This is a genomic window from Pseudomonas sp. TAE6080, from assembly GCF_018732265.1.
GTDB lineage: Bacteria > Pseudomonadota > Gammaproteobacteria > Pseudomonadales > Pseudomonadaceae > Aquipseudomonas > Aquipseudomonas brenneri.
This window is the reverse complement of the sequence record NZ_JAHIDY010000059.1, coordinates 1-26,148: the sequence shown is the minus strand read 5'-3', so window position 1 is coordinate 26,148 and position 26,148 is coordinate 1. Positions and strand designations below refer to the sequence as shown.

The window sequence follows — 26,148 nt, the reverse complement described above, 5'->3', positions numbered from 1 at the left end:
GCCATCATAGCGCCCTATTGATGTGTCCAAATTCATTAGGCCAGTTCAGCTTGCCGGCGATAGCGGGTCAGGTATCAATCACCGTGGCAGATAGACCGCTATCGCTGGCAAGCCAGCTCCTGCATGGATTTTGTTTATACAAAAAGGCCCGCTATGAAAATAGCGGGCCTTTTTTGCGTTTTACGGCATCACGCTGGCTCCGGCGTCACCCGTTGCTGTGCTTTACCCTGGGCTTGAGCCCAGTTTTCCGGCAAGTTGATGTAGTCCACCAACTCCCGCAGCCGGCCCTGATTACGGCCAGTGAAGTTGAACACCAGTCGCGTCAGGTGGTTGAAGCGAGGTTCATCGTATTCCTCACCGGCATAGGCCAGTTGCTGGAAACCGTCGCTGAGCAACAGGTCTGCGAAGGCTGTTTGTATATGCGTCAACGCATGCTCGCTGAGAGGATGGTTCATGCGGACCACAAATTGACGTTTCAGCCAGCGGGTAGAGTGGAAGTTGGCATAGAACTGGTTGATTTCATGGACCGCCTCCTCGGCGCTATGCACCAGGCGCACCAATTTCAGGTCGGTGGGCAAGATGTAGCGGTTGGCCTCCAGTTGGTTGCGAATAAACTCCAGGGCGCCTTTCCAGAAACCGCCCCCCGGTTCATCCAGCAGTACCACGGGAACTAGCGGGCTCTTGCCGGTCTGGATCAGGGTCAAGACTTCCAGCGCTTCATCCAGGGTGCCGAAGCCGCCAGGGCACAGCACCAGCCCATCGGCTTCCTTGACGAAAAACAGTTTGCGGGTAAAGAAGAAGTGGAACGACAGCAGGTTTTCCGTGCCATCGATGGTCGGGTTGGCATGCTGTTCGAAGGGCAAGGTGATGTTGAATCCCAGGCTGTGACCCAGGCCAGCGCCTTCGTGGGCGGCGGCCATGATGCCACCGCCACCACCGGTGATGACCATCAGGTCAGAACGGGCCAGGGTCTCGCCCACTTCCCGGGCCAGGGCATACAGCGGGCTTTCGACCGGGGTGCGGGCCGAGCCGAATACCGTGACCTTGCGCCGGCCCTTGAACTGTTCGAGCACGCGGAAGGCATGGTCCAGCTCACGTATGGCCTTCAAGGTGATCTTGGCATTCCAGCGGTCACGGTCGTCCTGGGCCATGCGCAGCACGGTGAGGATCATGTCGCGATACAGGGAAATGTTCGGGCTGCTGGGGGCAATCAGGTTGAGTTGCGCTTCGACCTGCTGGGCGAGGTCGGTCCCGTTGTCTGGAAAATGACGGGTGAGGAGGTCATTCGATTGATCAGGCATTCAGCTTCTCCTTCGTTACAGAGCCCCGGCGTCTTGTTGCAGGCTGCTGACGGCGACGAAACAGGCTCTGTATGTTCCTTGTGATTAAAAACCTTTGCACTGCAAGTCACGCGAGGGCAACCCTTTTTTGCCCTGGAAATGTTACCGGATCACTCGATCATGAGCTCCTAAAGTCTTGTCTGGCAATAACTTAATGGGACTTGATGACGGTTTTGCAGGAGGGGGCTGCCGCGCCGTTGACGAACGGCGCGCGGGAGAGGGGCTTACTTTTTCTTCTTGGCCGGGGCTGGGCAATCAGCCTCGACGAACTTGACCGACGCCACCGGGCGGTTGCTCTTGTTTTCGGTGATTTCGTAGCGCATCACGGCGCCCTTGGCCATCAACTCACGGTAGCCTTTGTTCAGGCAAACGCTTTGCCCCAACTGGAAATACACCGCCTTGGGGTTGGCGCGCATTTGCTCGGCACGTTCAGGCAATACGCTCAGGTGGTCAATCAACTGCATGCCTTCGACGGTGTAGGCCACTTCCAGGGTTTGCTCATCGATTTCCCTGGGCAGGTCTTTGTTGCTTTCCGCTGCGACGCTTTGCAGTTTCTTGTTCATTTGCAGCTCCACCAGGGAGGCTGCCTGGGCGCCCAGGGGCAATACCAGCGCCAGGGCGACGGTCGGGGCGGCAAGACGCAACATAAGACGCAGCATGAAACTCTCCTGATTCGGTTACTGGTCCATAGACCCGCCACTGCGCTGTGCGTTCAGTGGCGCGCGATTATAGGTGACCTGGAGCCGCGACGGCCAGGCGTATTGGCTGGGCAGCTCTGGTAAACTGCCAGCACTTTTGCCTGTCCCGAGTTTATCCGTGTCGATTTTCATCGCTTCACCCTGGCGCCCGCTATGAGTCACGCAGTCTTTCGCTTGCGTACCCAGCGCCTGGCCCGTGCCGTCAGCCCTTTTGTTGCTCGGGGCTCACGTGCCGAACGTTGCCCCAGATGCCGGGTCATTCCCCAATACTGCCTGTGTGCATGGCGGCCAAAGGTTCAGGCCAGGTCGGCCATGTGCCTGTTGATGCACGACGTGGAACCGATGAAACCCAGCAACACTGGCTGGCTGATAGCTGATGTCATCGACGACACCAGCGCTTTCCCCTGGTCGCGCACGGCCGTCGAGCCAGAGCTGCTGACCCTGCTGGCCGACCCGCAATGGCAGCCTTACATCGTCTTCCCCGGCGAGTTCGTTGCACCGCAGCGGGTGGTCAACGAGGTCAGGGTGACGGACGGCAAACGCCCGTTGTTTATCCTGCTCGATGGTACCTGGAGCGAAGCGCGCAAGATGTTCCGCAAGAGCCCGTACCTGGAACACCTGCCGGTACTGAGCCTGGAGCCGGAGCAGTTATCGCGCTACAAGTTGCGCCGCTCCAAGCGCGATGACCACTTCTGCACCGCCGAAGTAGCCGCCTTGTGCCTGGAACTGGCCGAGGACCAGCAGGCCAGTGAAGTGCTGGATGCCTACCTGGATGTTTTCAGTACCCACTACCTGGCGGCCAAGTTCCAGTTGGCGCTGGACCCGACAGACAGCGTGCATACGCGTCTTGCACCTTATCTGTAGGCATTCGGGGCCAGAGGACCTTTGCATGATGGCACTGCAGCGCCTGAGCCGGCTAAAATGCCATCAAGCGTAACTGTTCGTGACAGCCGCTGGCTGGCACCTCGTACGTTGGCGAGCACCGAACCCATCGGTGCTCCCATAAAAAACAGGATCATTTAATAAATGGCCACATACGAAATCCTGATTGCCGATGACCACCCTCTTTTCCGCAGCGCGCTGCACCAGGCCGTCACCCTGGGCCTGGGCCCGGATGTGCGCCTGGTTGAAGTGGGCAGCATCGCTGAGCTGGAAACCTGCCTGACCGACAAGACCGATTGGGATCTGGTGCTACTGGACCTGAATATGCCCGGCGCCTATGGGTTTTCCGGCCTGGTGCTGCTACGCGGGCAATACCCGCAGATTCCAGTGGTAATGGTGTCGGCCCAGGAAGAGGCAGACGTCGTCGTGCGCTCCCGCGAATTCGGGGCCAGTGGTTTTATCCCCAAGTCCAGTTCCATGGCGCAGATTCAAGCGGCAGTGCGTACGGTGTTGGACGGTGACGTCTCGTGGCCGCCCCAGGCATTTGAAGAAATCAACGTGTCCGCCGAAGCCAAGGCCGCCCAGGAAGGGCTCGCCAGCCTTACCCCACAGCAGTTTCGTGTATTGACCATGGTCTGCGAAGGCTTGCTGAACAAGCAGATCGCCTATGAGCTGAGTGTGTCCGAGGCGACCATCAAGGCCCACGTTACTGCGATTTTCCGTAAGCTGGGCGTGCGCACCCGCACCCAGGCGGCGTTGCTGCTGCAACAACTTGAGTCAATTTCCCACTGATAGGGCGGCTCGATTCACGCTTTTTTGACCTGGCTTACTCTAGCTTCCCACCATCTTTTTGCGCAGTTGCCTACTCTATGTCGCCTTTCAAGGGTCAAACCGGTATCAAACGTATCTTCAACGCAGGGGGCTATTCCCTCGATGGCCTGCGTGCGGCTTTCACCGGCGAGGCGGCCTTTCGCCAGTTGGTGTTGCTCAATGTCATCCTGATTCCTTTGAGCTTCTTCCTCAATGTGAGCCGCGTAGAGCGCGCACTACTGATCGCCGTGTGCCTGCTGGCGTTGATTGTCGAGTTGCTTAACTCGGCCGTGGAAGCGGCGATCGACCGGATCTCCCTGGATCGCCACCCTTTGTCGAAAAACGCCAAGGACATGGGCAGCGCCGCGCAGTTCGTGGCATTGACCATGATTACCGTGGTGTGGGCCGTGATCCTGGTCTAAGCGATATTCGGCAGCACGATCTCGTCGCTGCGCTGCACCCCGGCGGTGAAGGCGCGGCACAGTTCGAGGAACTCGCGCATGGCCGAGGTCTGGTACTTCTGTTTATGCCAGATGAAGTAGAACTGCCGGGCCAGGTCCAGGTCCGGGGTTTCCACCGGCACCAGGCTGCCGCGCCGGAACGCGTCCCGTAGCGCCAGGCGGGAAATGCAGCCAATCCCCAAACCAGACTCCACGGCCCGCTTGATGGCCTCGGTGTGCTCCAGTTCCAGCCGGATGTTCAGCGCGCTGCGATGATGGCGCATGGCTTGATCAAAGGTCAGGCGTGTCCCGGAGCCCTGTTCCCGCAGGATCCACGCTTCATGGGTCAGCTGCTCCATGGTCGCCTGGCCGCGCTGGGCCAGGGGATGCTGCGGCGCGCAGAACACCACCAGTTCATCCTCGACCCAGGTTTGCACCTCGATATCCGGATGGCTGCAGTCGCCTTCGATTAGACCCAGATCAATTTCGTAATGCGCAACCTGATGCACGATATGCGCAGTGTTCTGTACATGCAGTTTCACCTGGCTCTCGGGATGCTGCTGCATGAAACTGCCGATCAGCAGGGTGGCCAGGTAATTGCCGATGGTCAGCGTGGCGCCGACCGCCAGGGAACCGAAGCCGGACTTGCCGTTGAGCAGGTCCTCGATCTCCTTGGCCTGGTCCAGCAGCGCCACCGCCTGGGGCAGCAACTGATGGCCGAGGGCGTTGAGGCTCAGGCGTTTGCCGGCACGGTCGAATAATTGACAGCTGGATTGGCGCTCCAGCTCGGTGATCGAGGTGCTGGCGGCGGATTGAGATAAGGCCAGAAGGCCAGCAGCGCGTGACACACTTTCCTGCTGGGCGACGGCGACGAAGACTTGCAGTTGACGGAGAGTAAATCGCATATCGATATAACCGATAACCCTTATCTTAATAATCCAGTTAACAGATATTGTCGCCGCCATTAGAATACTGTGCAATTGCGCACCTATCATTTTGGCGCAGACCTATTTCCAGGAGTTCCCCGTACATGAGCAACATGAACCACGAGCGTGTCCTCAGTGTTCATCACTGGAACGACACTCTGTTCAGCTTCAAGTGCACCCGCGATCCGGGCCTGCGCTTCGAGAACGGTCAGTTCGTGATGATCGGCCTGCAACAGCCCAATGGCCGCCCGCTCATGCGCGCTTACTCCATTGCCAGCCCGAACTGGGAAGAGCATCTGGAGTTTTTCAGCATCAAGGTCCCGGATGGCCCGCTGACTTCCCAATTGCAGCACTTGAAGGAAGGCGACGAGATCATCATCAGCAAAAAACCGACTGGCACCCTGGTGCTGGACGATTTGAAACCGGGCAAGCACCTGTACCTGCTCAGCACCGGTACTGGCCTCGCTCCATTCATGAGCGTGATCCAGGACCCGGAAACCTATGAGCGCTTTGAGAAAGTGATCCTGTGCCACGGCGTGCGTTACGTCAACGAAGTCGCCTATCGCGAGTTCATCACCGAGCACCTGCCGCAGAACGAGTTCTTCGGTGAGGCGCTGCGTGAAAAACTGATCTACTACCCGACCGTGACCCGCGAGCCGTTCGAAAACGAAGGCCGCCTGACCGACCTGATGCGCAGCGGCAAGCTGTTCAGCGACATCGGCCTGCCGCCGATCAATCCTGAAGACGACCGCGCCATGCTGTGCGGCAGCCCAAGCATGCTCGACGAGACCAGTGAAGTGTTGAACAGCTTCGGCCTGAAGGTTTCGCCACGCATGCGTGAGCCGGGTGACTACCTGATCGAGCGTGCGTTCGTCGAGAAATAACCTCAGGTCACCTGTAGGAGCGAGCTTGCTCGCGAAAATCGTCAGCGATAACGCGGTCATCCAGAGTTGACGCGTTGCCCTTGGGTTCTTCGCGAGCAAGCTCGCTCCTACAGGTGAATGCGTTTGCAAAGAAAAGCCCGCATTGCCTGTGAAGGCAGTGCGGGCTTTTTCATTTCTGCGATTTACTGCGCGGCAACCACTTCAAGCACACAAATCATCCCTGCCTCGGGATAGTGCCAACGCACATCCACATCCCAGAACCGCACGCCATATTCGCGCTCCGGCCCAGGCGTCTGATACGCCGGGCGTGGATCCTGTGCCAGGCACTGTTCAATCAGCTCCACCAACGGCTCGCCAAGGCGCTGAGCGTGAGTGTGAGCCTGTTGCAGGGCGGTCTTCAGCCATTGCACGGGGATCAGCGCCGGTGCGGCACTGGCAATACTGTTGGTCGCGGTATCAATGATGTCGGCATACGGCACATACGGCTTGATATCCAACACCGGCGTGCCATCGAGCAGATCAATCCCGGAAATCCACAGTCGGCCTGGCTCTACCTTGTCCAGCTTCACCACCGACTGGCCAATCCCATTCGGGCGATGGGTCGCGCGGGTGGCAAATACACCCATGGACGTGTTGCCCCCCAGGCGCGGCGGACGCACTTTCAAGCGCGGCTTGTCTTCCAGGGCCTGATGAAACAGGAACAGCAGCCACACATGGCTGACCTGCTCCAGGCCTTGCACCGCCTCACCCTGGTCGAACGGCGCCACCAACTCCAACACGCCCCGGGAGGCGGGCGCCAGTTGTGGCTGGCGCGGGATGGCGAACTTCTCCTTGAAGCAGGAGCGCACAAAGCCCACAGGGGAAACGTTATAGGTCATGCATGAAGCCTCAAGTTTCTAGCCCCAAGCCCCAAGCTTTTACTTGCCGCTTGAAGCTTATAGCTGCTCCTCAAGCTCTGACGCGCAGTGTCAGCCCTTTGAGGAAATTACGCAGCAACTGGTCGCCACACGGACGATAGTTGGTGTGGCCGAACTTGCGGAACAACGCGCTCAGCTCCGGCTTGGACACCGGGAACTCGGCCGCCTTGAGGATGGCGTGCATGTCGTCTTCCTTCAGTTCGAAGGCCACGCGCAGCTTCTTGAGGATGATGTTGTTGGTCACCGGGGTTTCGATCGGCTGCGGTGGACGGCTTTCGTCCTTGCCACGCTTGAAGATCACCAGGCCATCGAGGAAATGTGCCATGACCTCGTCCGGGCAGAACACAAAGCCTTCTTCCTCATCTTTCTTGAGGTAGGTCAGCAGGTCGTCCTTGGACACTTCCATGCCGCCGAGCTTGATGATCTCGACCATCTTGTTGTCGCTGATGTCGAGCATGTAGCGCACGCTGCGCAGTACGTCGTTGTGAATCATGGTGGGCAATCCTGGTATTCGACTGTAGACACCGCCCGGGCGGGCGATGTCGAGAGAGAGGGCGGCTTAGAACTTTTCTTTGCCGGACATGTAGCGCCATTGGCCGACCGGCACTTTGCCGATGGACACGCCGCCAATACGGATGCGGCGAATGGCCACAACCTTCAAGCCAATGGCTTCGCAGAACAGGGCAATGATGCCGGGCTGCGGGTTTTTCAGGGCAAAGCGCAGGCGGTTCTCGTTCTGCCAGCTGGCTTTGACCGCGGGCAACTCCTTGCCTTTGTACATCAAGCCATGGGCGAGGCGGTTCAGGCCGTGTTCTGCCACGTCGCCTGCGACTTCAACCACATATTCCTGCTCGATCTTGGCGGCATCGGCCGTCAGCTTGCGCAGGATCTTCCAGTCCTGGGTAAACACCAGCAGGCCGCTGGCCTTGGCTTGCAGGTCGGCGCTGGCGGTCAGGCGCAGGAAGTGGCCTTTGAGCGGGCGCTTGCTGAAACGGTGTTCTTCCGACAGCGTCTCGGCGCTCAGGGACTGCATCGCGCTGTCGACATCCACACCTGTCGGCGCATGAAACAGGATAGTCACAGGCTCTGGAGCCGTGGCCTTGGCCTCGGGATCAAGTTCGACTTTTTGTGTCGTGACCTTGAACTGCGGCTCATCGATCACTTCACCATCCACCGAGACCCAGCCGCCTTCGATAAACAGCTCGGCCTCCCGACGGGAGCAACCGACCAGTTCGATAAGGCGTTTGGAGAGGCGTATGGGGTCAGTCATGACAAGGGCCGTAACAAAAGGGGGCAGCTATTGTACCTGCCTGGCGCCGGTTAATCCCGGCCCCATTTCGCTGCTGTTGCTTTTTGTGGGAGCTGGCTTGCCTGCGATGCAGGCAACTCGGTGCATCAGGTATGCCAGGGTGATGCCATCGCAGGCAAGCCAGCGCCTACATTTGATTTGGGTTGTGTCAGCCGCTGCGTGTTTGCTGGGCCTGGCGCAAACGCATATGCAGCAAGGGATAGGGTTGGCCCATGCCGTCATGCTCGGTGCGCCCGATCACTTCAAAGCCCTGTTTAAGGTAGAAGCCCAGGGCCTGCGGGTTCTGTTCGTTGACGTCCAGTTCCTCGGCATTCATCGACTCAATGGCATAGCGCAATAATTGCCGCCCCAGGCCCTGGCCCCGGTACTGCGGGTCGATGAACAACATCTCGACCTTGCCTGCCGCGACGCCGGCAAACCCGGTGATACGCTGGCGCGCGTCCTTGGTGCAGATCAGCATCACGGCATCCAGGTAACGCGTGAGCACCAGGTTTCTCAGGCGCTCGATGTAACTTTGCGGCAAGAAGTCATGGGTGGCCCGCACCGATGCCTCCCAGATCCGGGTCAGCTCCTGATAATCGCTGGGTTTGGGGGTGTGGATAACCGAGTGCTGGCCCATGCCCGCTGCTCCTTGCTGCTTGTTGGCGGTAATGGGGCAAACGATAGACCTAAAAAAGCCCCGCATCTTGTCCAGAGGCAGGGCTTTTTCAATTTTTTACAGCTTAGTCGCGTTTTTGCGCCCAGAGATCGTACTCGTCGGCGTCCGTGACCGTGCACCAGACTTTATCGCCTGGCTTGAGGCCGCTGGCATCGTCGATGAATACGTTACCGTCGATTTCCGGAGCGTCGAAGAAGCAGCGGCCGACCGCGCCTTGCTCGTCCACTTCGTCGATCAGCACTTCGATTTCCTTGCCGATGCGCAGTTGCAGGCGTGCGGAGCTGATGGCCTGTTGATGGGCCATGAAGCGCTCCCAACGGTCCTGCTTGACGTCATCCGGCACCACGGCCAGGTCCAGCAGGTTGGCCGGCGCACCTTCCACCGGCGAGTACTGGAAGCAGCCAACGCGGTCCAGTTGGGCTTCGGTCAGCCAATCCAGCAGGTACTGGAAGTCTTCCTCGGTTTCGCCAGGGAAGCCGACGATGAATGTCGAGCGGATGATCAGCTCAGGGCAGATCTGGCGCCAGTTCTTGATCCGCGCCAGGGTCTTGTCTTCAAATGCCGGGCGTTTCATGGCCTTGAGCACTTTCGGGCTGGCGTGCTGGAACGGGATGTCCAGGTACGGCAGGATCTTGCCGGCGGCCATCAGCGGGATCAACTCGTCCACGTGCGGGTACGGGTAGACGTAGTGCAGGCGCACCCACACGCCCAGGCTGCTCAAGGCTTCGCAGAGTTCGGTCATGCGGGTTTTCACCGGCGCGCCGTTCCAGAAACCAGTGCGGTATTTCACGTCGACGCCGTAGGCGCTGGTGTCCTGGGAGATCACCAGCAGCTCTTTGACGCCAGACTTGACCAGGCGCTGGGCCTCGTCCAGCACATCGCCCACCGGGCGGCTGACCAGCTTGCCACGCATCGACGGGATGATGCAGAAGCTGCAGCTGTGGTTGCAGCCTTCGGAAATCTTCAGGTAAGCGTAATGACGTGGGGTCAGCTTGATACCTTGCGGCGGCACCAGGTCGATCAGCGGGTTGTGGTCCTGGCGCGGCGGCACCACTTGGTGCACGGCATTGACCACCTGCTCGTATTGCTGTGGGCCGGTCACGGCCAGCACGCTTGGGTGCACGTTGCGGATATTGCCTTCTTCCACGCCCATGCAGCCGGTGACGATGACCTTGCCGTTTTCCTTGATGGCTTCGCCGATCACTTCCAAAGACTCGGCCTTGGCCGAGTCAATGAAGCCACAGGTGTTGACCACCACCACGTCGGCGTCCTGGTAGGTGGACACGACATCGTACCCTTCCATGCGCAGTTGGGTGAGGATGCGCTCGGAGTCGACCAGAGCTTTCGGGCAACCCAGGGAAACAAAGCCAACCTTTGGGTTGGCTTTTGCGATGGTGGTGGACATGTCTAACCTCGGTATTGAATGACGCCGCCAGTCGGGCACGACAGGGCTGCGGACGGGCACTTGATGTGCCTCTGATCAAAAAGTGCGCAATTCTATCGACGGGAAACGCGCTTGACCAGCTTTATGCAGGGAAATACGACGAGTGCTGCGCTATGCTTCGCGCCGTTGCACCAAGAGTAAGTCCGCAGTCAACAAATAGTCTGTTACTAGAAGTACGGTGGCACATACTGTGTATAGCTTGGCTTTGGGCTTAAGTGTATAGCTGTGCGGTTTATAAAAGACCTCAGGTCAAAAGGGCAGGAGTGGTTGATGGGTCAGGCAAGTGGTCAGGCAACAGGCGTCGAACACTCCACGGCAAAGCCGATTGGTATGCTGGTGGCGGCGGTCGGGGTCGTCTATGGCGATATCGGCACCAGCCCGCTCTACACCCTTAAAGAGGTGTTTTCCGGCAGTTATGGGGTGCAGGTCAATCATGACGGTGTACTGGGGATCCTGGCGCTGATCTTCTGGTCGCTGATCTGGGTGGTTTCGATCAAATACGTGCTGTTTGTGTTGCGCGCCGACAACCAGGGTGAAGGTGGCATCATGGCACTCACCGCCTTGGCCCGAAGGGCGTCAGGCAATCACCCGCGATTGCGCAGTTTCCTGGTGGTATGCGGTCTGTGCGGCGCGGCGCTGTTCTATGGTGACAGCATGATCACCCCGGCGATTTCGGTGCTGTCGGCCATTGAAGGTCTGGAACTGGCATTCGACGGCCTGGAGCATTGGGTCGTGCCTTTGGCGCTGGTGGTGCTGGTGGCACTGTTCCTGATCCAGAAACACGGCACCGACCGTATCGGCAAGCTATTCGGGCCGGTGATGGTCACCTGGTTCCTGGTGTTGGGCGGCCTGGGTGTTTGCGGGATCATCCAGCGCCCCGAAGTGCTCAACGCGATGAACCCGATGTGGGGCGTGCGTTTCTTCATGGTCCATCCAGGCATTGGCGTGGCGATTCTCGGCGCCGTGGTGCTGGCGCTGACCGGTGCCGAGGCGTTGTATGCCGACATGGGCCACTTCGGCCGCAAACCTATTGCCCGTGCCTGGTTCATCCTGGTGCTGCCAGCCCTGGTGCTCAACTATTTTGGCCAGGGGGCGATGTTGCTGGGCGACCCCGAAGCCGCGCGCAACCCGTTCTACCTGCTGGCTCCAAGCTGGGCACTGTTGCCGCTGGTGGGCTTGTCCACGCTGGCGACAGTGATTGCTTCCCAGGCAGTGATTTCCGGTGCGTTCTCGTTGACGCGCCAGGCGATCCAGCTCGGCTACATCCCACGCATGCATATCCAGCACACCTCCAGCGCCGAACAGGGCCAGATCTACATTGGCGCGGTGAACTGGTCGCTGATGGTCGGTGTGATCCTGCTGGTGCTGGGTTTCGAGTCTTCGGGCGCCCTGGCCTCGGCTTACGGGGTGGCGGTGACCGGGACCATGCTGATGACCACCATCCTCGTCTCCGCCGTGATGCTGCTGTTGTGGAAGTGGCCGCCGGTATTGGCAGTGCCTGTGTTGCTGGGCTTTTTGCTGGTGGATGGCCTGTTCTTTGCGGCCAACGTGCCGAAGGTGGTCCAGGGCGGCGCGTTCCCGGTGTTGGCGGGGATCGTGCTGTTTGTGCTGATGACCACCTGGAAGCGCGGCAAGCAATTGCTGGTGGAGCGCCTGGACGAGGGCGGCCTGCCGCTGCCGATCTTTATCAGCAGCATTCGCGTGCAGCCGCCCCATCGCGTCCAGGGTACGGCGGTGTTCCTGACCGCCCGCCCGGACGCGGTGCCCCACGCCTTGTTGCATAACCTGCTGCACAATCAGGTGCTACACGAGCAGGTGGTGTTGCTGACGGTGATCTATGAGGACATTCCGCGCGTCCCGGCCCAGCGGCGCTTTGAGGTGGACGCTTATGGTGATGGCTTCTTCCGGGTGATCCTGCACTTTGGCTTTACCGACGAGCCGGACGTGCCCGAAGCCCTGAAGCTGTGTCACTTGGATGACCTGGACTTCAGCCCTATGCGCACCACCTACTTCCTCAGCCGCGAGACTGTCATCGCCTCCAAGCTCGAAGGCATGGCGCGCTGGCGGGAGGGGTTGTTCGCCTTCATGCTGAAGAACGCCAACGGCAACCTGCGGTTCTTCAAGCTGCCGGTAAACCGGGTGATTGAGTTGGGCACCCAGGTAGAAATGTAGACCCTGTTGAAAATAAAACCGCGATGGGCTGTATGCCATCGCGGTTTTTTTTGGCCTGTCGATTTGTACGGTGAAGTCACTGCCTTTCACATCCGGCCTGTTGAAACCGGGGGGTGTGCTAACGTCTTTTTACCCAAGTTTGTCGTCTGGCCCATAAGGATCAACTCACTACAGGGAAAGCCAAAGATGAAACGCGCACTCTCAGGATTGGTGTCAGGCATCACTCTTTTAGTCGTAGGTTGTTCGTCCAGCACCATTGATACACCTCCTGCCGCTCCCCAGGCATTGCAGTTTGCCGACTCACACTTCCATCCTTCCAATTACGCCTATCAGGGTGTTTCACTCAAGTCATTGTTGTCGGATTACTTATCGGCCAGCGTGGTCCGTTCGGTGGTGATGCCGCTGCCGTTGCAACAGCGCTGGGACAGTTTTGAAAACTATCAGGTGACGGATACATCCGGCCGTTTGTATGGCGCCAACTACTACATCGGGCCCAAGGCTGATTTGTACTATTACGCCTTCGCAGACGCGATGTATGCCCGGGAGTACTTGCAGTTGTCAGCGGCGGATCAGGGGCGATTGGACCTCATGATTACCGGCTTCAACCCCATGGATCGCTATGGGGCCCAGCACATCAAGCGGGTGCTGCTGACTTTTCCGGGGGCTTTTGCCGGTATCGGTGAGTTCACGGTGCATAAGGAACTGGTGTCACGCAAGATCGCCGGCGAGACCATCCGCAGCACTGCCACCGTGCCGCTGCCCCCCGACCTCGATAGCAAAGGCACGATGTCGCTGTATGCGCAGTCCCTGGCAGACGTGTTGAAGGTGGCCGAGGAGACCGGCCTGGTGGTGACGCTGCACAACGACTTGTATCAGACGGAGGTCAATTATGACGGCACGGTGGAAGGTGTTTTCCCTGGCCGGACCTACGAAGCTGCACTGAAGCATTTGTGCAGTACCGCGCCCAATGCCTCGGTGATTTGGGCCCACACTGGGCTGGGACGCTACGTAAAGCCGACTTCCAGCCACTTGAAAACCGTTGCCCGGATCCTGGATAGCTGTCCTGCATGGGTGGTGGACATTTCCTGGGATCTGGTCCAGGAAAACATTATTCACCCAGGGCCTGGCATGCCGCCCGTCAACGAGTGGATCGGCTTTTTCAATCAGTACAGCAGTCGGGTGTTATGGGGCTCCGACACCGTGATGTTCAGCAAGAACACACTTGAATTGCCGGATAAGGTCGTGCCTGGCCAGCGTCTCACGGTCGAGCAATACCTGGCACTTCCCGAGCTGGTGCGACCGCTGTTCAGTCGGCTGCCGCCTGATGTCGCGGAAAAAATCAGCCACGGCAACTATGTGCGATTGTTTGATGACGCGCGGCGCAAGGTGCGAGCCTGGGAGGCCAGCCATGCGCAGGATGATGTGTGGGATCTTTCCGGACCATCCGCAGCGGTGCGCTGAAACCTGCAAAAAGCCCCCGTTCGGGGGCTTTTTGTCGCACGCACTATTTGATCTGCAATGCAATCAACTGTAGGAACTGGTCCATCGCTATCGCAGGCAAGCCAGCTCCCACATTGACCGAGTTCAGCAGGAGTTACTCGGCCTTGGCCTGGCGCTTCTCGATGATATCCACCAGGCGCTTGGCCAGTGCCGGGTAGTTTTCGTCGAAGTGATGGCCACCCGGTAGCTTCATGGCTTCACCCACGGCGGTCTTGTCGGTGCAGCCACTCTCGTCGACTTCTTCCTCGCCGTAGATGCACACCACTTTAGCGGCTGGCAGCTTGGCCATTTCCGGGCCAGTGGCCGCTTCCTTGCCGGCATTGCCCAGCCAGCCTTCCACTTCGATCTCAAAGCTGCCGGTACGGGCAAAGGCCAGCAGGATAATTGCGTCGACCCGCTGCTGCTCGGCTTCCGGCAGGCGGTTGTAGATGGCCGGCAACACGTCGGCACCGAACGAATAGCCGGTCAGCACAAAGCGCTTGGTGCCCCATTTCTGCCGATAGTGCTGCATCAGCTCGGTCAGGTCCTTGGCGCTCTGCTCCGGGCTTTTGTGCTGCCAGTAGTAGCGCAGGGTGTCGATGCCGACCACCGGGTAGCCGATTTTGGCCATCTCGCCGGCGACGTCGCGGTCCAGGTCACGCCAGCCGCCGTCGCCGGAGAGGAACAGGGTCACGGTGTCCTTGGCCTGGCCGGCCGGCACTTCAACCACTGGGATCGCGAGGCCGCCATTGTCCGAACCCACCAGTTGCTTGCGCAGTTCGTTGTTCAGTACCTGCGGATAGTTGATGTCGTAGTCGCTGATGCTGGTGGTGGCACGTGGGGTGTCGCGTACGAAGCTGGCGCTTTCGTCGTCGGGGTTATCGTTCCAGGCCACCAGCCAGTTGCCGTGGGCGGCGGTCTTGGGCAGCGGGTCCTTGCAACCTTCCTGGACCAGGGCGAAGCCCACGGAGATGGCATTGGCCTTGTCGTCGTTCTGCGTCGCCAGCCAGCGCCAGGCGAGTGCCGCGCCAGGGCCGATGCCGCTGACCAGGGTGGCCGGGCCCTTGAGCTGGCTTAGTGCTGCTTGCAGGGCTTGTTCCTGCAGTTTGCAGTCGTCCTTGGGCAGGATCACTTGCACGATCTGCGCAGCGCCGCCCTTGCTCAGGGCAATCAGTTGACTGTCGCTCAGGCTGGCATCGGCCATTACGGCCACCGCTACGCGGGCCTTGGTGGTGGTGCCAGGCGTCACACGGGTCATGGTCGAGCCGTCGGCCTGGGGCAGTTGTTCCAGGGTCGGTTGAGGGGCGGGGCGATTCCAGTACCAGTAGCCGCCACCGAGGATCAGGGCCAGCACCACCAGACTTGCCAATACATACCGCCAGGAGCGTCGAATCATCAGCGTTTCACCAATCCAGTCAAGCCGCCCGCGATCAGGGCGGCGGTATCGGCCAGTGCCACCAGCGGATCAAGTCCAGCGGGCACGGCCATGTAGCGAGGTTCCCAGTCAGGCTGGAACTTGTCTTTGAAGCGGCGCAAACCTTGGAAGTTATACAGTTGCTCGCCACGGCGGAACACCATCGAGCCCAGGCGCTGGGTCAGCGGTGCGCCACGGCGCGGTTGCAGGCCCGACAGCGGCACCATGCCGAGACTGAAGCGTGCATAGTTGTGGCTCTTATAGTGCTGGATCAAGCCGACCATCATGAATTCCATGGTCAGCTTTGGCGCATCAGGGTGCGCGCGCATCAGGTCGAGGCTGGCCAGATCATGGCTGTAGGTCTCCAGCAGATTGGCGAAGGCCACCGGCTGCCCTTCGAAGCGAATCACCGCAATGCGAAAATGCTTGAGGTATTCGTCGCTGAAACGTCCGAGGGAGAAACCCTTTTCGCGCACGTTCTTACCGGTCAGCCAGGCATCGGAGATGACTTTCAGCGCGTCCATCGGTGCCTGGCCCGGTTCGAAAATCTCCAGGGACAGGCCGTCTCGGGTCCCGCGGTTCCAGGTGTAGCGTAAATCCTTCATCTCCTTGCCCTTGGCTTCCAGGTCGAAGCGCTTGAGATCGACCCGGGCTTCTTCACCCAGCTTGATCGCGGTCAGGCCGATGTCCATATAGAAGGGCAGGTTCTCTGCGCGTACCTGGTAGAACACCGGGCGGGCGTGATGAATGTCGCAGAGGTCGCGGAACTGCCAGATCATCTCGGCCCGTGGCTGGGTCGGGCCGATCGGGTCGTACAGGGCCACCAGGCTGCGGCCACGCCGGGCATACATCAGGAAGGCTTCGTCGTTGGGGTGAAACAGCAGGGCCTTGTCGCCGGTCAGTGCCAGGCCACCATCGGGTTGCGACGAGGCCATCAGGATCCTGGTGGCGCGCTCCAATTCATCGGCGGTCGGCAGGTGTATCACCGGACGTGCGGTGCGCAACAGCCAGGTCAACGACACGATCACCAGCAGCACGGCAGCGCCCAGCAGTGAGCGCAGGCCACGCGGGGCGTTGGCGTCGAGGGTGAATTGCCACCACAGTTGATGGCTGTAAGGCACGTCCTGATAGGCAAACAACAGCAGCCAGATTGAGGCGCCCAGCACGCAGACGCTGGCCACCAGATACAGCGGCGAGAAGGGCAGCTCGGTCAGGCGGCTGGCGCGGTAGAACGAGCGCCGGAAGATCGCCAGCAGCACCGCGGTTGTGGTCATCAGGCTGGCTTCTTCCCAGTCGAAGCCTTTGAGCAGTGAGAGCAGGGCGCCGACCAGCAACAGCACCATGGTCAGCATCCAGGCTGCCGACAGGCGTCGGCGCAGACCCTGGGCCAACAACAGGCACAGCACGCCGATCAGGCTGGCACCAAAGTGCGAGGCGTCAATCAGGCGGTGGGGGATCAGGAAGCCGATGTTTTCCAGGCGCGAGTCGATTTCCGGGGTGGCGCCGGAGAACAGCAGCACCACCCCGGACAAAAAAACCAGCACGGCCAATACCGGTGCCGCGAGGCCCGAGGCCACCCGCAGGCTCTGCTGGGTCTGGAACAGGCGCTGGGCTTCGTTGATCAGCAAGAAGATGCACGCGATCAACAACGGCAGTACCACGTAGATCATGCGGTACAGCAGCAGGGCGGCGGCCAGTGGTGCGGCGCCGAGCTTATCGGCAAAGGCGGCCAGCAGAATCGCTTCGAACACGCCGACACCGCCCGGCACATGGCTGAGCACACCCGCCGCGAGTGCCAGCAGGTAAACCAGCAGGAACGGGCCAAACGGCGGTGCTTCCGGCAGCAGCATATAGAGAACGGTAGCGGCGGCGGCAACGTCCAGCGCGGTGATGATCAGTTGCAGGAAGGTCAGGCGGCGTCCAGGCAGGCGCAAGGTACGGCGACCGACCCTGACCAGCAGGTTGTCGGGGTAAGGCTGCTCTGGCAGGCGGCGGCGATAAATCCCGATGCACAGCGCAGCCGAGAGCAGCAGCACTGCGCCCGCGATCCCGCCGAGCAGCGTGGCGGGCAGGTGCAGCGCGTTGGAGGCGGCTGGCAGATTGCTCAAGGTTGCCAGTGCGGCGAGCGGCGGCAGTGCGCAGCCCAGGGCCAGGCTGGCAAACACGGTCATATGGGCCACTTCCGAGGCCCCGATACCGTGCCGTGCATAGAGGCGATAACGCACCGAACCACCGGACAGCATCGACAGACCAATCGCATTGCCAATAGCGAACGCGGTAAAGCCGCCGTAGGCCAAAGTCTTGGCCGGCAGTTTTACCCCGGCGTAGCGCGCACCGGAAAACTCGTAGCCCAATAGAATGATGAACCCGGCGATCGCGGCGGCGAAGGCGCCCAGCAGGGAGGGTTTTGGCACTTCCAGGATTGAATCGTGGAGGGCGTACAGATCCAGCTCAAGCAGCAGGTGGCGGCAGGCGATCAGGGCAATTGCAAACAGCAGCAGCGTGACCGCCAGCCCAATGGGTTGACGATACTTGCTCAACAGATCCAGCCAGCGCAGGCGGGCGGGGGCGATCGGTTGTGTGGCTGTGACGGTGTCTTGTGGTTCAGACGAATTGGCGCGCATCAATCACCTCGTGGATTGTGCGCGACAGGATGGAGGTATCCAGCCAAGTTACCAATCCCTATGTACAAAATAATTACAAATAGTAACGCGGATTGCCGGGGTCGGCGACAGCGTCCATTAGTCGCGCAAGGGCGTGCTCGACACTTGAGCATAGCCTGCAAATGGATGGACTCCGAAACCCATGCGCGGTTTCATGAAAGATGCCATGCCATTGTTTCAAAAGAACTTTTTCAACAGACACAAAAAAGGCCACTCTTTCGAGTAGCCTTTTTTGATGTTTGGTTGCGGGAGCCGGATTTGAACCGACGACCTTCGGGTTATGAGCCCGACGAGCTACCAGACTGCTCCATCCCGCGTCTGTGGGCGGCATTCTACAGCGCAACGACGAGGTGTCAACCGTTAATGACATAAAGTGCAAAATAACTGCAAATCAGCCTAAGTGCGCGATTGAAAACGAGTTTTCACTGTAGGAGCGAGCTTGCTCGCGAAGGGCGCCAACGATAACGCGGACACCCGGCATCAACTCGGCGCCCTTGAGCTTTTCGCGAGCAAGCTCGCTCCTACAGGGGGGAGGAAATCAGCGCGCACAAAAAAGGCCACTCTTTCGAGTAGCCTTTTTTGATGTTTGGTTGCGGGAGCCGGATTTGAACCGACGACCTTCGGGTTATGAGCCCGACGAGCTACCAGACTGCTCCATCCCGCGTCTGTGTGTCGGCATTCTACAGAGGAATGAAGGTGTGTCAACCGTTGATTCAAAGAAAAGCGCTTGTGCTTCAATTGGTTAGCTCTCCAAGGGCGCAGGAAAAGGAGCTTCGGCCCAGTCTGGCTGTGGCCTTCAGCTCTATTGGGGGAGGCTCTTCGATTGAGAAAACAAATTCAATGAGGTTTTTTCCTACCACTTTGTCAGATGATTCAAAGTACTGGTGCTATATACAGGTGTGAGTGCGATACTGGCGATCCGTCTACTTTATGATCCCGATCACGCCTCTCTTTATATGACGCAGCGCAAAATCATCCATGTCGACTGTGATTGCTTCTACGCGGCCATTGAAATGCGGGATAACCCGAGCCTGGCGCAAAAGCCTCTGGCGGTAGGGGGCTCGGCGGATCGGCGTGGGGTGATCGCCACCTGCAACTACGAGGCCCGGGCCTACGGGGTGCGGTCGGCGATGTCTTCGCGTCATGCATTGAAGCTGTGCCCCGACCTGACCATCGTCAAGCCGCGCATGGATGCTTATAAAGAAGCCTCGAAGGAAATCCAGACGATTTTTCGTGACTACACCGATCTGATCGAGCCGCTGTCGCTGGATGAGGCTTACCTGGATGTGTCCGAGTGCGCGCATTTCGGTGGTAGCGCCACGCGCATTGCCCAGGATATCCGTCGGCGGGTCTCTAATCAGTTGCACATCACGGTGTCTGCCGGAGTGGCCCCCAACAAGTTCCTGGCCAAGATCGCCAGCGACTGGAAAAAGCCCAATGGGCTGTTTGTGATCACCCCGGACCAGGTGGAAGACTTCGTATCGCAGTTGCCGGTGAGCAAGTTGCATGGTGTCGGCAAGGTTACCGCCGACAAGCTGGCGCGCTTGGGGATTGAAGATTGCCTGCAATTGCGCGAGTGGAACAAGCTGGCGTTGGTGCGCGAATTCGGCAGTTTTGGTGAGCGGTTATGGAATTTGGCGCGTGGGATTGATGATCGTGCGGTGCACAACGACAGCCGCCGGCAATCGATCAGTGTGGAAAACACCTACGATGTCGATCTGCCGGACTTGCCCAGTTGCCTGGAAAAACTCCCAGAACTGATGGAGACCCTGGCAGGGCGGATGCAGCGCATCGACAGCAGTTATCGACCGGGTAAACCGTTTGTCAAAGTGAAGTTCCATGACTTTACCCAGACGACGCTGGAGCAGGCTGGAGCAGGGCGGGACCTGGAGAGTTATCGGCAGTTGCTGACCCAGGCGTTCAATCGCGGTAGCAAACCGGTGCGGTTGCTGGGGATTGGTGTGCGCTTGCTGGATCTAAGTGGCGGACATGAACAGCTGGAGCTGTCCCTGTAGAAACCGGATCCAACAGCTGGAGATGAGCTTTATGTGGGAGCGAACAAGCCCGTTCCCACATTTTGATCTTCGCCAGTGCTGAAACCTTAGCGGGTGCCGGGATCCGCCACCAGCCGGCCGCCATCCTTGGTCAGTGCCTTGAGAAATTCCTGCTGCAATTCGGGATCATTGCGTGTCAGTTCAATCAGGCTCTGTTCCAATTCGCTGGCTTCTTCTTCCAGTCCCAGTTCCGACAAGCGCTTGACCCGATGCACCCATTGGTTGACTTCGTCATCTTCCAGGTCGTCGTAGATCAAGCCGTGGGCTTCCAGCAGTTTGCCGCGCAGGGTGCTGCTGATGGCCAGGGACGAGTCCGAATGCACATCGTCCTGGGCATCTTCAATGCTGATCCGCAAGGTGCGGACCTGGCTCAAGTCCTGCTCGGCAAACGGGCTGTCCAACAGGTTCAGGCGCAGGACGCCGTTGCGGTCGGTAGTCATCTCGTGGGTCTGCTTGCCGGCCTTTACTTGCACCGGTCGCTCGCTCCACGGCAGGCTGGTGTATTCCAGGCGTCGGTCGCGCTGGATTTCATCGATACCTGCCAGGTTCTGTTGCGCCCTGCCATGGGACTGCACGTTCATGAACGGGTTGAGCCCGGCCACGCCGTAGCTGATCCAGTCATGGGTCATGCTGTCTGGCAGGTTGCCCAGGGCAAAGATGTTCGCCACGTTGGCCCCGGCGCCCGCCACGACCGCCACGGCACCCAGCGGGATCTCATAGAGTTCGCGCCAGGGCTGGTAGGGCGTGTAGCGATCATAGTGGCGCGTGACTTCAAATTCAGTGACTTCGAAAGTCCGCTGTTCATGAATGCGCACGCGGCGTTGCGGCAGTTCGAGCACTTTGGGGTCGCCGACATCAATCTGCAGGCTGTGGTCGAGCAATTTGCGCTCGATTCGTTCCTCGTGCTCGCTACGCTGCGACATCTGATTGGCGCAGCCGCTGACCAGCAGGGCGCCGCACAAGGCGGCGCCCCCCAGGGCTTTGGTGTTTCGCTTGAACATGACTTCTCTTGATCTGGTTTTCAGCGACGAATACGCGCCTGAAGGAAAGGCAGTACGTCAGCCACCGGCAACGGTTGGGCTTCGGCTTCGGTCCGGCTTTTGTATTCCAGATTGCCATCGGCCAGGCCGCGGTCACTGACCACGATCCGGTGAGGGATGCCAATCAGTTCCATGTCGGCAAACTTGATGCCCGGGCTGGTTTTCTTGTCGCGATCATCCAGCAGCACTTCGAAACCGGCGGCCGTCAGTTCGGCATACAGTTTGTCGGTGGCTTCGCGAACCTGCTCGGTTTCGTAGCGCAGCGGTACCAGGGCGATCTGGAACGGCGCCAGGGTGTCGCTCCAGATAATGCCTTTGTCATCGTGGTTCTGCTCGATGGCAGCTGCCACCACGCGGGAAACACCAATGCCGTAGCAGCCCATTTCCAGGGTCACCGGCTTGCCGTTTTCGCCCAGCACTTCGCACTTCATCGCCTTGCTGTACTTGTTGCCCAGCTGGAAGATGTGCCCGACTTCGATACCGCGCTTGATTTCCAGGGTGCCCTTGCCATCCGGGCTTGGATCACCGGCAACCACGTTGCGCAGGTCGGCCACGGTCGGCACTGGCAGGTCACGTTCCCAGTTGACGCCGAAGTAGTGCTTGTCGTCGATATTGGCACCGATGCTGAAGTCGCTCATCAGCTCGACGGAGCGGTCGATGATGATCGGCAGTGGCAGGTTCAGCGGGCCCAGGGAGCCGGCGCCGGCGCCAATGGCATCACGCAGCTCGGTGTCTGTGGCCATGACCAGCGGGCTGGCCACGCCAGGTTGCTGGGCAGCCTTGATTTCGTTGAGCTCGTGGTCGCCACGGATAACCAGGGCGATCAGCTTGCCTTCTTCTTCGGCCCGCACGATCAGGGTCTTGATGGTCTTTTCAATCGGCAGATTGAATTTCTCGACCAGGGCCGCGATGGTCTTGGTGTCTGGGGTGTCGACCAGGCGCAGTTCTTCAGCCGGTGCAGGGCGGGAAGTTTCCCGTGGCACGGCTTCGGCTTTCTCGATGTTGGCCGCGTAGTCGGAACCGTTGCTGAAGATGATGTCATCTTCGCCGGACTCTGCCAGTACGTGGAACTCATGGGAGCCCGCGCCGCCGATCGAACCGTTGTCCGCTTCGACCGGGCGGAATTTCAGGCCCAGGCGGGTGAACACGTTGCAATAGGCCTGGTGCATGCGGTCATAGGTGACTTGCAGCGAAGGCTGGTCGGCGTGGAACGAATAGGCGTCCTTCATGATGAACTCGCGACCACGCATCAAGCCGAAGCGCGGGCGGATTTCGTCACGGAACTTGGTCTGGATCTGAAACAGGTTGAGGGGCAGCTGTTTGTAGCTGCTCAACTCGTTACGCATCAGGTCGGTGATCACTTCTTCATGGGTCGGGCCTGCGCAGAAGTCGCGGCCATGACGATCCTTGAAGCGCAGCAATTCAGGGCCGTACTCTTCCCAGCGCCCGGATTCCTGCCACAGTTCAGCCGGCTGAGTGCTCGGCATCAATACTTCCAGAGAGCCGGCGGCGTTCATTTCTTCGCGAACGATCGCTTCGACCTTGCGCATCACCTTCAAGCCCATGGGCAGCCAGGTGTACAGGCCAGAGGCCAGTTTGCGGATCATGCCGGCGCGCAGCATCAGCTGGTGGCTGATCACGACCGCATCGGAAGGCGTTTCTTTCTGTGTGGCGAGCAAATATTGACTGGTACGCATGGTAGGCCGTTGTCGGTTGCTTGGACTTGAAGTGACCTGGGATTGTACGGGCGGTCGGCGCCAGAGTACAGGCATCAGGTGGTGACTGGATTTCTGTGGGGCACTGGCTCCCACACAAGCCAACCCCAGCAGGTGTCAGTCTTCTTCGGGGGGATTCAAACGGATCCGCCGGCTTTCCTGGTACCAATGCAAGGCAATCAGCAGCAGCGTTGGCACGCCGAGCAGTGCGGTGATCAGGAAGAAGTTGTGATAGCCGAACTTTTCTACCATGACCCCCGAGTAGCCGCCGATCAGTCGCGGCAACAGCAGCATGATCGAGCTGAGCAGTGCGTACTGGGTGGCGGAGAACTTCAGGTTGGTCAGGCTCGACAGGTAGGCGACAAAGGCCGAAGTCGCCAGGCCCGAGCTGAAGTTGTCCAGGGAGATGGTGAAGATCAGCATCTGCAGGTCGGCGCCCATGCCGGCGAGCATCAGGAACAGCAGGTTGGTGCCGGCCGAGGTGATGCCGCCGATAAACAGGATCGGCAGGATGCCGAATCGCACGATCAACAGGCCGCCCATGCCGGCGCCGACCAGGGTCATGATCAGGCCAAAGATCTTGCTGACGCTGGCGATCTGGTCCTTGGTGAACCCCTGGTCGATATAGAACACGTTGGCCATCACGCCCATCACCGTGTCCGACATGCGGTAGGTAGCGATCAGCCCCAGCAGCAGCAGGGCCTGCCAGCGGTAGCGCAGGATAAAGTCGTTGACCGGCGTCAGCACTGGCGCCAGACCCCGGCGGCCCATGGCCGAGAGGCACAGGGCGGTGAGGGTGATATAGAGAATCGCGCGCAGGAACGCACGGTCCTCCAGCAACAGGTCGAGCAGGCTCACGCCTTCGAACAGCACGCTGGCAAAGTCGGTGTTGTACAACTGGGTGAACATCGCCGGTACCGACACCAACAAGATGATCAGCACAAATACCGACATCAGTTGGTGGGCAAACGTATAGCGCCCGGCTTGCAGCTGGGTACGCAGCGGCACATCGGGCTCACGCATGAAAAAACTGGTGAGCAGGGCAGGGATCATCAGCACCCCGAACAGCACATAAGTGCCGGTCCACGCCGAGTGCTTATAGTTGAAACCGGTGGAACCAAAACCTTCGGCAAAGAACAGCGCACCCGCCGTGGCCAGCAGGGCGGCGATGCGGTAGCCGGACATATAGCTGGCGGCCAGGGCAGCCTGGCGGCTGTCGTCAGCGATTTCCAGGCGATAGGCGTCCACCGCGATGTCTTGGGTGGCGGAGGCGAACGCGACGATAACGGCAATGGCGATCAGCCAGGACAGGTGTTTCTGCGGGTCGCAGAAGCCCATGCCGATCAAGCCGAGAATCACCAGGGATTGGGACAGCACCAGCCAGGAACGACGACGCCCCAGCTTGCCCAATAGCGGCAGGCGCCATTGGTCCAGCAGTGGCGACCAGACCCACTTGAACGCATACGCCAGGCCTATCAGGCTCGCATAGCCAATGGTCTCGCGTGCCACACCGGCTTCACGCAACCAGACCGAGAGCGTCGAAAACACCAACATGTAAGGCAGACCGGCGGCAAAGCCGAGCAGTAGCAGCACTAATGTCGAGGGGCTGGCATAGGCAGCGAGCGCGGCGCGCCAGGTTTTACGGGGCATGGGCTGGAGTCTGCCTCAGATTTACGGAAACAAAGCGCGCACTCTAACCGCTGTGCTCTACCGGACGCCAGCCATGGCGCTGAATATCAACGCGATTGTTCAGGATACTGACACCTTCGCTGCGCAAACGCGCACGTTGTTCGTCGCCCGAAGCGCTCCCCACTGGCAGACTTATCCGACCGCCGGCGGCGACCACCCGGTGCCAGGGCAACTTCGAACCTTCGGGAAGCTGGCTCAGCGTGCGGCCGACGAAGCGTGCGGCACGCCCCAACCCGGCCAGGTGCGCCAGTTCGCCGTAACTCACCACACAGCCTTCGGGCACTTGGGCCAAGGTCAGGTACAGCGCGGTACGGCGCATTTCGGCCGGGTTTTGCGGAGTGTCGGCGGGCTCGTTCACTGTTCAGGCGGCTCGGTTGAAATTAGTCGTGGATATGTAAGAAACGTCTGTAAAAATGGCGATGAGAATTGAACTCAATAGAAAACCTTGAGTCAGTCCTTGCTAAGACTTGCGCTACGCCGATAATGCCCCTTTTTTCGCCAAACTTGAGCCCCGTAATCGCTTATGTTGTCCAGAACCTTGCTGTGCCTCGCTGTTTTTACTGCATCTACCCCTGTGCTGGCCGATACGGTCTGGTTGAAAAACGGTGATCGCCTGACGGGCAAGATCAAGGTTTTTGACGGCGGCAAGCTGCTGATCCAGACCGAATACGCGGGCGCGATCCCGGTGGACTGGAAGCAGGTGAAAACCCTGGAAAGCGACCAGGAGCTGCTGGTCAAGCAAGATGCCTACAGTGGCGAAAAAACCAAATCCCTGCAGGCAGCCGAAGATGGCAAGGTGGTCCTGGCCAATGGGGAAGCACCCAAGACCGTGGAGTTGGCCAGCATCCAGCAGATCATTAAGCCCAAGCCTGTGATCGAGGATCTGGTGTGGAAAGGCAATGTCGATGTGGCGCTGGACTACAAGCGTGCGGAAAAAGACACCGACGACTATGACATCGACTTCAAGACCTCCGCCCGTCATGGCAAATGGCGTCATATTGCCGAAGGCGAATACAACCGCGAATTCCAGAACGATGTGGTCACCACCGATAACTGGAGCGCCGAGTACGCACTGGACCGCTTTATCACCGACCAGTGGTTCTGGCAGGGGCGCCTGACCTACAAGCACGACAAGGTCGAAGACCTGCGTCGCCAGCGCACCGTCGGTACCGGCCCGGGTTATCAGTTCTGGGACGATGAGTTGGGCGCTTTCTCCCTGGGTTCGTTGCTCAACCGCACCGATTATGAATACCAGGACGGCGGCAAGGACAACTTCTATTCCCTGGCGATGAAGTGGGATTACAACCGCTACCTGGTCGGCAAGACCGTGGAGTTCTTCACCAACGGCGAAGTGGGCAAACCCCTGGCTGGCCCGGCTGACTACGCCCTCGATGCGGAAATGGGCCTGCGATATAAGGTCACTGAATGGGCCTCGCTCAACCTCAAGGCCGAGCGCGACATCATCAGCGGCAGTGCGGACAGCAACCTGAGCAAGACCCGCTACACCGCAGGTTTTGGCGTGACCTGGTAACGTAGTTACGGTGTGAGTGCAGACTAATTGTGGGAGCGGGCTTGCTCGCGAATGCGGTATGTCAGTATCAAATGTACTGACTG

The 26,148-nt window shown here is 59.5% G+C and carries 22 protein-coding genes and 2 tRNA genes; 8 read left to right on the top strand and 16 right to left on the bottom strand.

Annotated features, from left to right (window positions below):
* Positions 1-188 precede the first annotated feature (188 nt).
* Together KL786_RS27390 and KL786_RS27385 are read right to left on the bottom strand one after the other, a co-directional pair.
* Positions 189-1,301 (bottom strand): LOG family protein, encoded by a 1,113-nt coding sequence (locus KL786_RS27390; protein ID WP_215519565.1) that lies wholly within the window; start codon positions 1,299-1,301, stop codon positions 189-191.
* A 263-nt stretch (positions 1,302-1,564) separates the two neighbouring features.
* Entirely contained in the window at positions 1,565-1,999 is a 435-nt protein-coding gene (locus KL786_RS27385; protein WP_032858389.1) for a PA3611 family quorum-sensing-regulated virulence factor, read from the bottom strand.
* A 192-nt stretch (positions 2,000-2,191) separates the two neighbouring features.
* Between KL786_RS27385 and KL786_RS27380 the strand changes: the two genes are divergently transcribed.
* From KL786_RS27380 to KL786_RS27370, 3 genes are all read left to right on the top strand, one after another.
* Entirely contained in the window at positions 2,192-2,902 is a 711-nt protein-coding gene (locus KL786_RS27380) for a tRNA-uridine aminocarboxypropyltransferase (protein WP_215519564.1), read from the top strand.
* Between the two features lie 162 nt (positions 2,903-3,064).
* A complete protein-coding gene (erdR, locus tag KL786_RS27375; RefSeq protein ID WP_215519563.1) occupies positions 3,065-3,712 on the top strand; it encodes a response regulator transcription factor ErdR in 648 nt (215 codons plus the stop codon).
* A 77-nt stretch (positions 3,713-3,789) separates the two neighbouring features.
* Positions 3,790-4,152 (top strand): diacylglycerol kinase, encoded by a 363-nt coding sequence (locus tag KL786_RS27370; protein WP_032858385.1) that lies wholly within the window; start codon positions 3,790-3,792, stop codon positions 4,150-4,152.
* Here the strand turns inward: KL786_RS27370 and KL786_RS27365 are convergent.
* Positions 4,149-5,075, bottom strand: a complete 927-nt coding sequence (locus KL786_RS27365; protein ID WP_029295328.1) for a LysR family transcriptional regulator — start codon at positions 5,073-5,075, stop codon at positions 4,149-4,151. The genes KL786_RS27370 and KL786_RS27365 overlap by 4 nt on opposite strands.
* Positions 5,076-5,200: 125 nt before the next feature.
* Between KL786_RS27365 and fpr the strand changes: the two genes are divergently transcribed.
* Positions 5,201-5,980, top strand: coding sequence for a ferredoxin-NADP reductase (gene fpr, locus KL786_RS27360; protein ID WP_003172178.1), 780 nt, complete (start codon positions 5,201-5,203; stop codon positions 5,978-5,980).
* A gap of 182 nt (positions 5,981-6,162) precedes the next feature.
* Here fpr and tsaA read toward each other — a convergent pair whose 3' ends face one another.
* From tsaA to rimO, 5 genes are all read right to left on the bottom strand, one after another.
* Positions 6,163-6,858, bottom strand: coding sequence for a tRNA (N6-threonylcarbamoyladenosine(37)-N6)-methyltransferase TrmO (tsaA, locus tag KL786_RS27355; protein WP_215519562.1), 696 nt, complete (start codon positions 6,856-6,858; stop codon positions 6,163-6,165).
* A gap of 70 nt (positions 6,859-6,928) precedes the next feature.
* On the bottom strand, positions 6,929-7,390 hold the full coding sequence (locus KL786_RS27350; RefSeq protein ID WP_032858379.1) for a YehS family protein: 462 nt from the start codon (positions 7,388-7,390) through the stop codon (positions 6,929-6,931).
* 66 nt (positions 7,391-7,456) lie between these two features.
* Positions 7,457-8,167, bottom strand: coding sequence for an rRNA pseudouridine synthase (locus tag KL786_RS27345; RefSeq protein WP_215519561.1), 711 nt, complete (start codon positions 8,165-8,167; stop codon positions 7,457-7,459).
* Between the two features lie 187 nt (positions 8,168-8,354).
* A complete protein-coding gene (locus KL786_RS27340; protein WP_215519560.1) occupies positions 8,355-8,825 on the bottom strand; it encodes a GNAT family N-acetyltransferase in 471 nt (156 codons plus the stop codon).
* A 103-nt stretch (positions 8,826-8,928) separates the two neighbouring features.
* Positions 8,929-10,269, bottom strand: coding sequence for a 30S ribosomal protein S12 methylthiotransferase RimO (rimO, locus tag KL786_RS27335; RefSeq protein WP_065942655.1), 1,341 nt, complete (start codon positions 10,267-10,269; stop codon positions 8,929-8,931).
* A 309-nt stretch (positions 10,270-10,578) separates the two neighbouring features.
* Between rimO and KL786_RS27330 the strand changes: the two genes are divergently transcribed.
* Positions 10,579-12,480 (top strand): potassium transporter Kup, encoded by a 1,902-nt coding sequence (locus KL786_RS27330; RefSeq protein WP_215519559.1) that lies wholly within the window; start codon positions 10,579-10,581, stop codon positions 12,478-12,480.
* 186 nt (positions 12,481-12,666) lie between these two features.
* Complete coding sequence (locus KL786_RS27325; protein WP_215519558.1) at positions 12,667-13,941, top strand: amidohydrolase family protein; 1,275 nt, start codon at positions 12,667-12,669, stop codon at positions 13,939-13,941.
* Between the two features lie 133 nt (positions 13,942-14,074).
* On the opposite strand, the gene KL786_RS27320 is transcribed toward KL786_RS27325, so the two are convergent.
* The 4 genes from KL786_RS27320 to KL786_RS27305 all read right to left on the bottom strand — a co-directional run bounded on the left by KL786_RS27320 (position 14,075) and on the right by KL786_RS27305 (position 18,700).
* Positions 14,075-15,355: a virulence factor family protein gene (locus KL786_RS27320; protein ID WP_065942657.1), complete on the bottom strand. Its 1,281-nt coding sequence runs from the start codon at positions 15,353-15,355 to the stop codon at positions 14,075-14,077.
* A complete protein-coding gene (gene mprF / locus KL786_RS27315; protein WP_215519557.1) occupies positions 15,355-17,997 on the bottom strand; it encodes a bifunctional lysylphosphatidylglycerol flippase/synthetase MprF in 2,643 nt (880 codons plus the stop codon). The genes KL786_RS27320 and mprF overlap by 1 nt, the downstream gene beginning before the upstream one ends.
* Positions 17,998-18,276: 279 nt before the next feature.
* Positions 18,277-18,353 (bottom strand) — tRNA-Met (locus KL786_RS27310).
* A 270-nt stretch (positions 18,354-18,623) separates the two neighbouring features.
* Positions 18,624-18,700, bottom strand: a tRNA-Met gene (locus tag KL786_RS27305).
* 292 nt (positions 18,701-18,992) lie between these two features.
* On the opposite strand from KL786_RS27305, the gene dinB reads away from it, so the two are divergent.
* Entirely contained in the window at positions 18,993-20,051 is a 1,059-nt protein-coding gene (gene dinB / locus KL786_RS27300) for a DNA polymerase IV (RefSeq protein WP_215519556.1), read from the top strand.
* An 86-nt stretch (positions 20,052-20,137) separates the two neighbouring features.
* On the opposite strand, the gene KL786_RS27295 is transcribed toward dinB, so the two are convergent.
* From KL786_RS27295 to KL786_RS27280, 4 genes are all read right to left on the bottom strand, one after another.
* Positions 20,138-21,091, bottom strand: coding sequence for a hypothetical protein (locus KL786_RS27295; RefSeq protein ID WP_215519555.1), 954 nt, complete (start codon positions 21,089-21,091; stop codon positions 20,138-20,140).
* 20 nt (positions 21,092-21,111) lie between these two features.
* On the bottom strand, positions 21,112-22,827 hold the full coding sequence (locus KL786_RS27290) for a proline--tRNA ligase (protein WP_215519554.1): 1,716 nt from the start codon (positions 22,825-22,827) through the stop codon (positions 21,112-21,114).
* A 135-nt stretch (positions 22,828-22,962) separates the two neighbouring features.
* Positions 22,963-24,495 (bottom strand): AmpG family muropeptide MFS transporter, encoded by a 1,533-nt coding sequence (locus tag KL786_RS27285; RefSeq protein WP_215519553.1) that lies wholly within the window; start codon positions 24,493-24,495, stop codon positions 22,963-22,965.
* A gap of 43 nt (positions 24,496-24,538) precedes the next feature.
* Positions 24,539-24,892: an MGMT family protein gene (locus tag KL786_RS27280; protein ID WP_169954607.1), complete on the bottom strand. Its 354-nt coding sequence runs from the start codon at positions 24,890-24,892 to the stop codon at positions 24,539-24,541.
* A 165-nt stretch (positions 24,893-25,057) separates the two neighbouring features.
* On the opposite strand from KL786_RS27280, the gene KL786_RS27275 reads away from it, so the two are divergent.
* On the top strand, positions 25,058-26,065 hold the full coding sequence (locus KL786_RS27275; RefSeq protein WP_215519552.1) for a DUF481 domain-containing protein: 1,008 nt from the start codon (positions 25,058-25,060) through the stop codon (positions 26,063-26,065).
* Positions 26,066-26,148 lie beyond the last annotated feature (83 nt).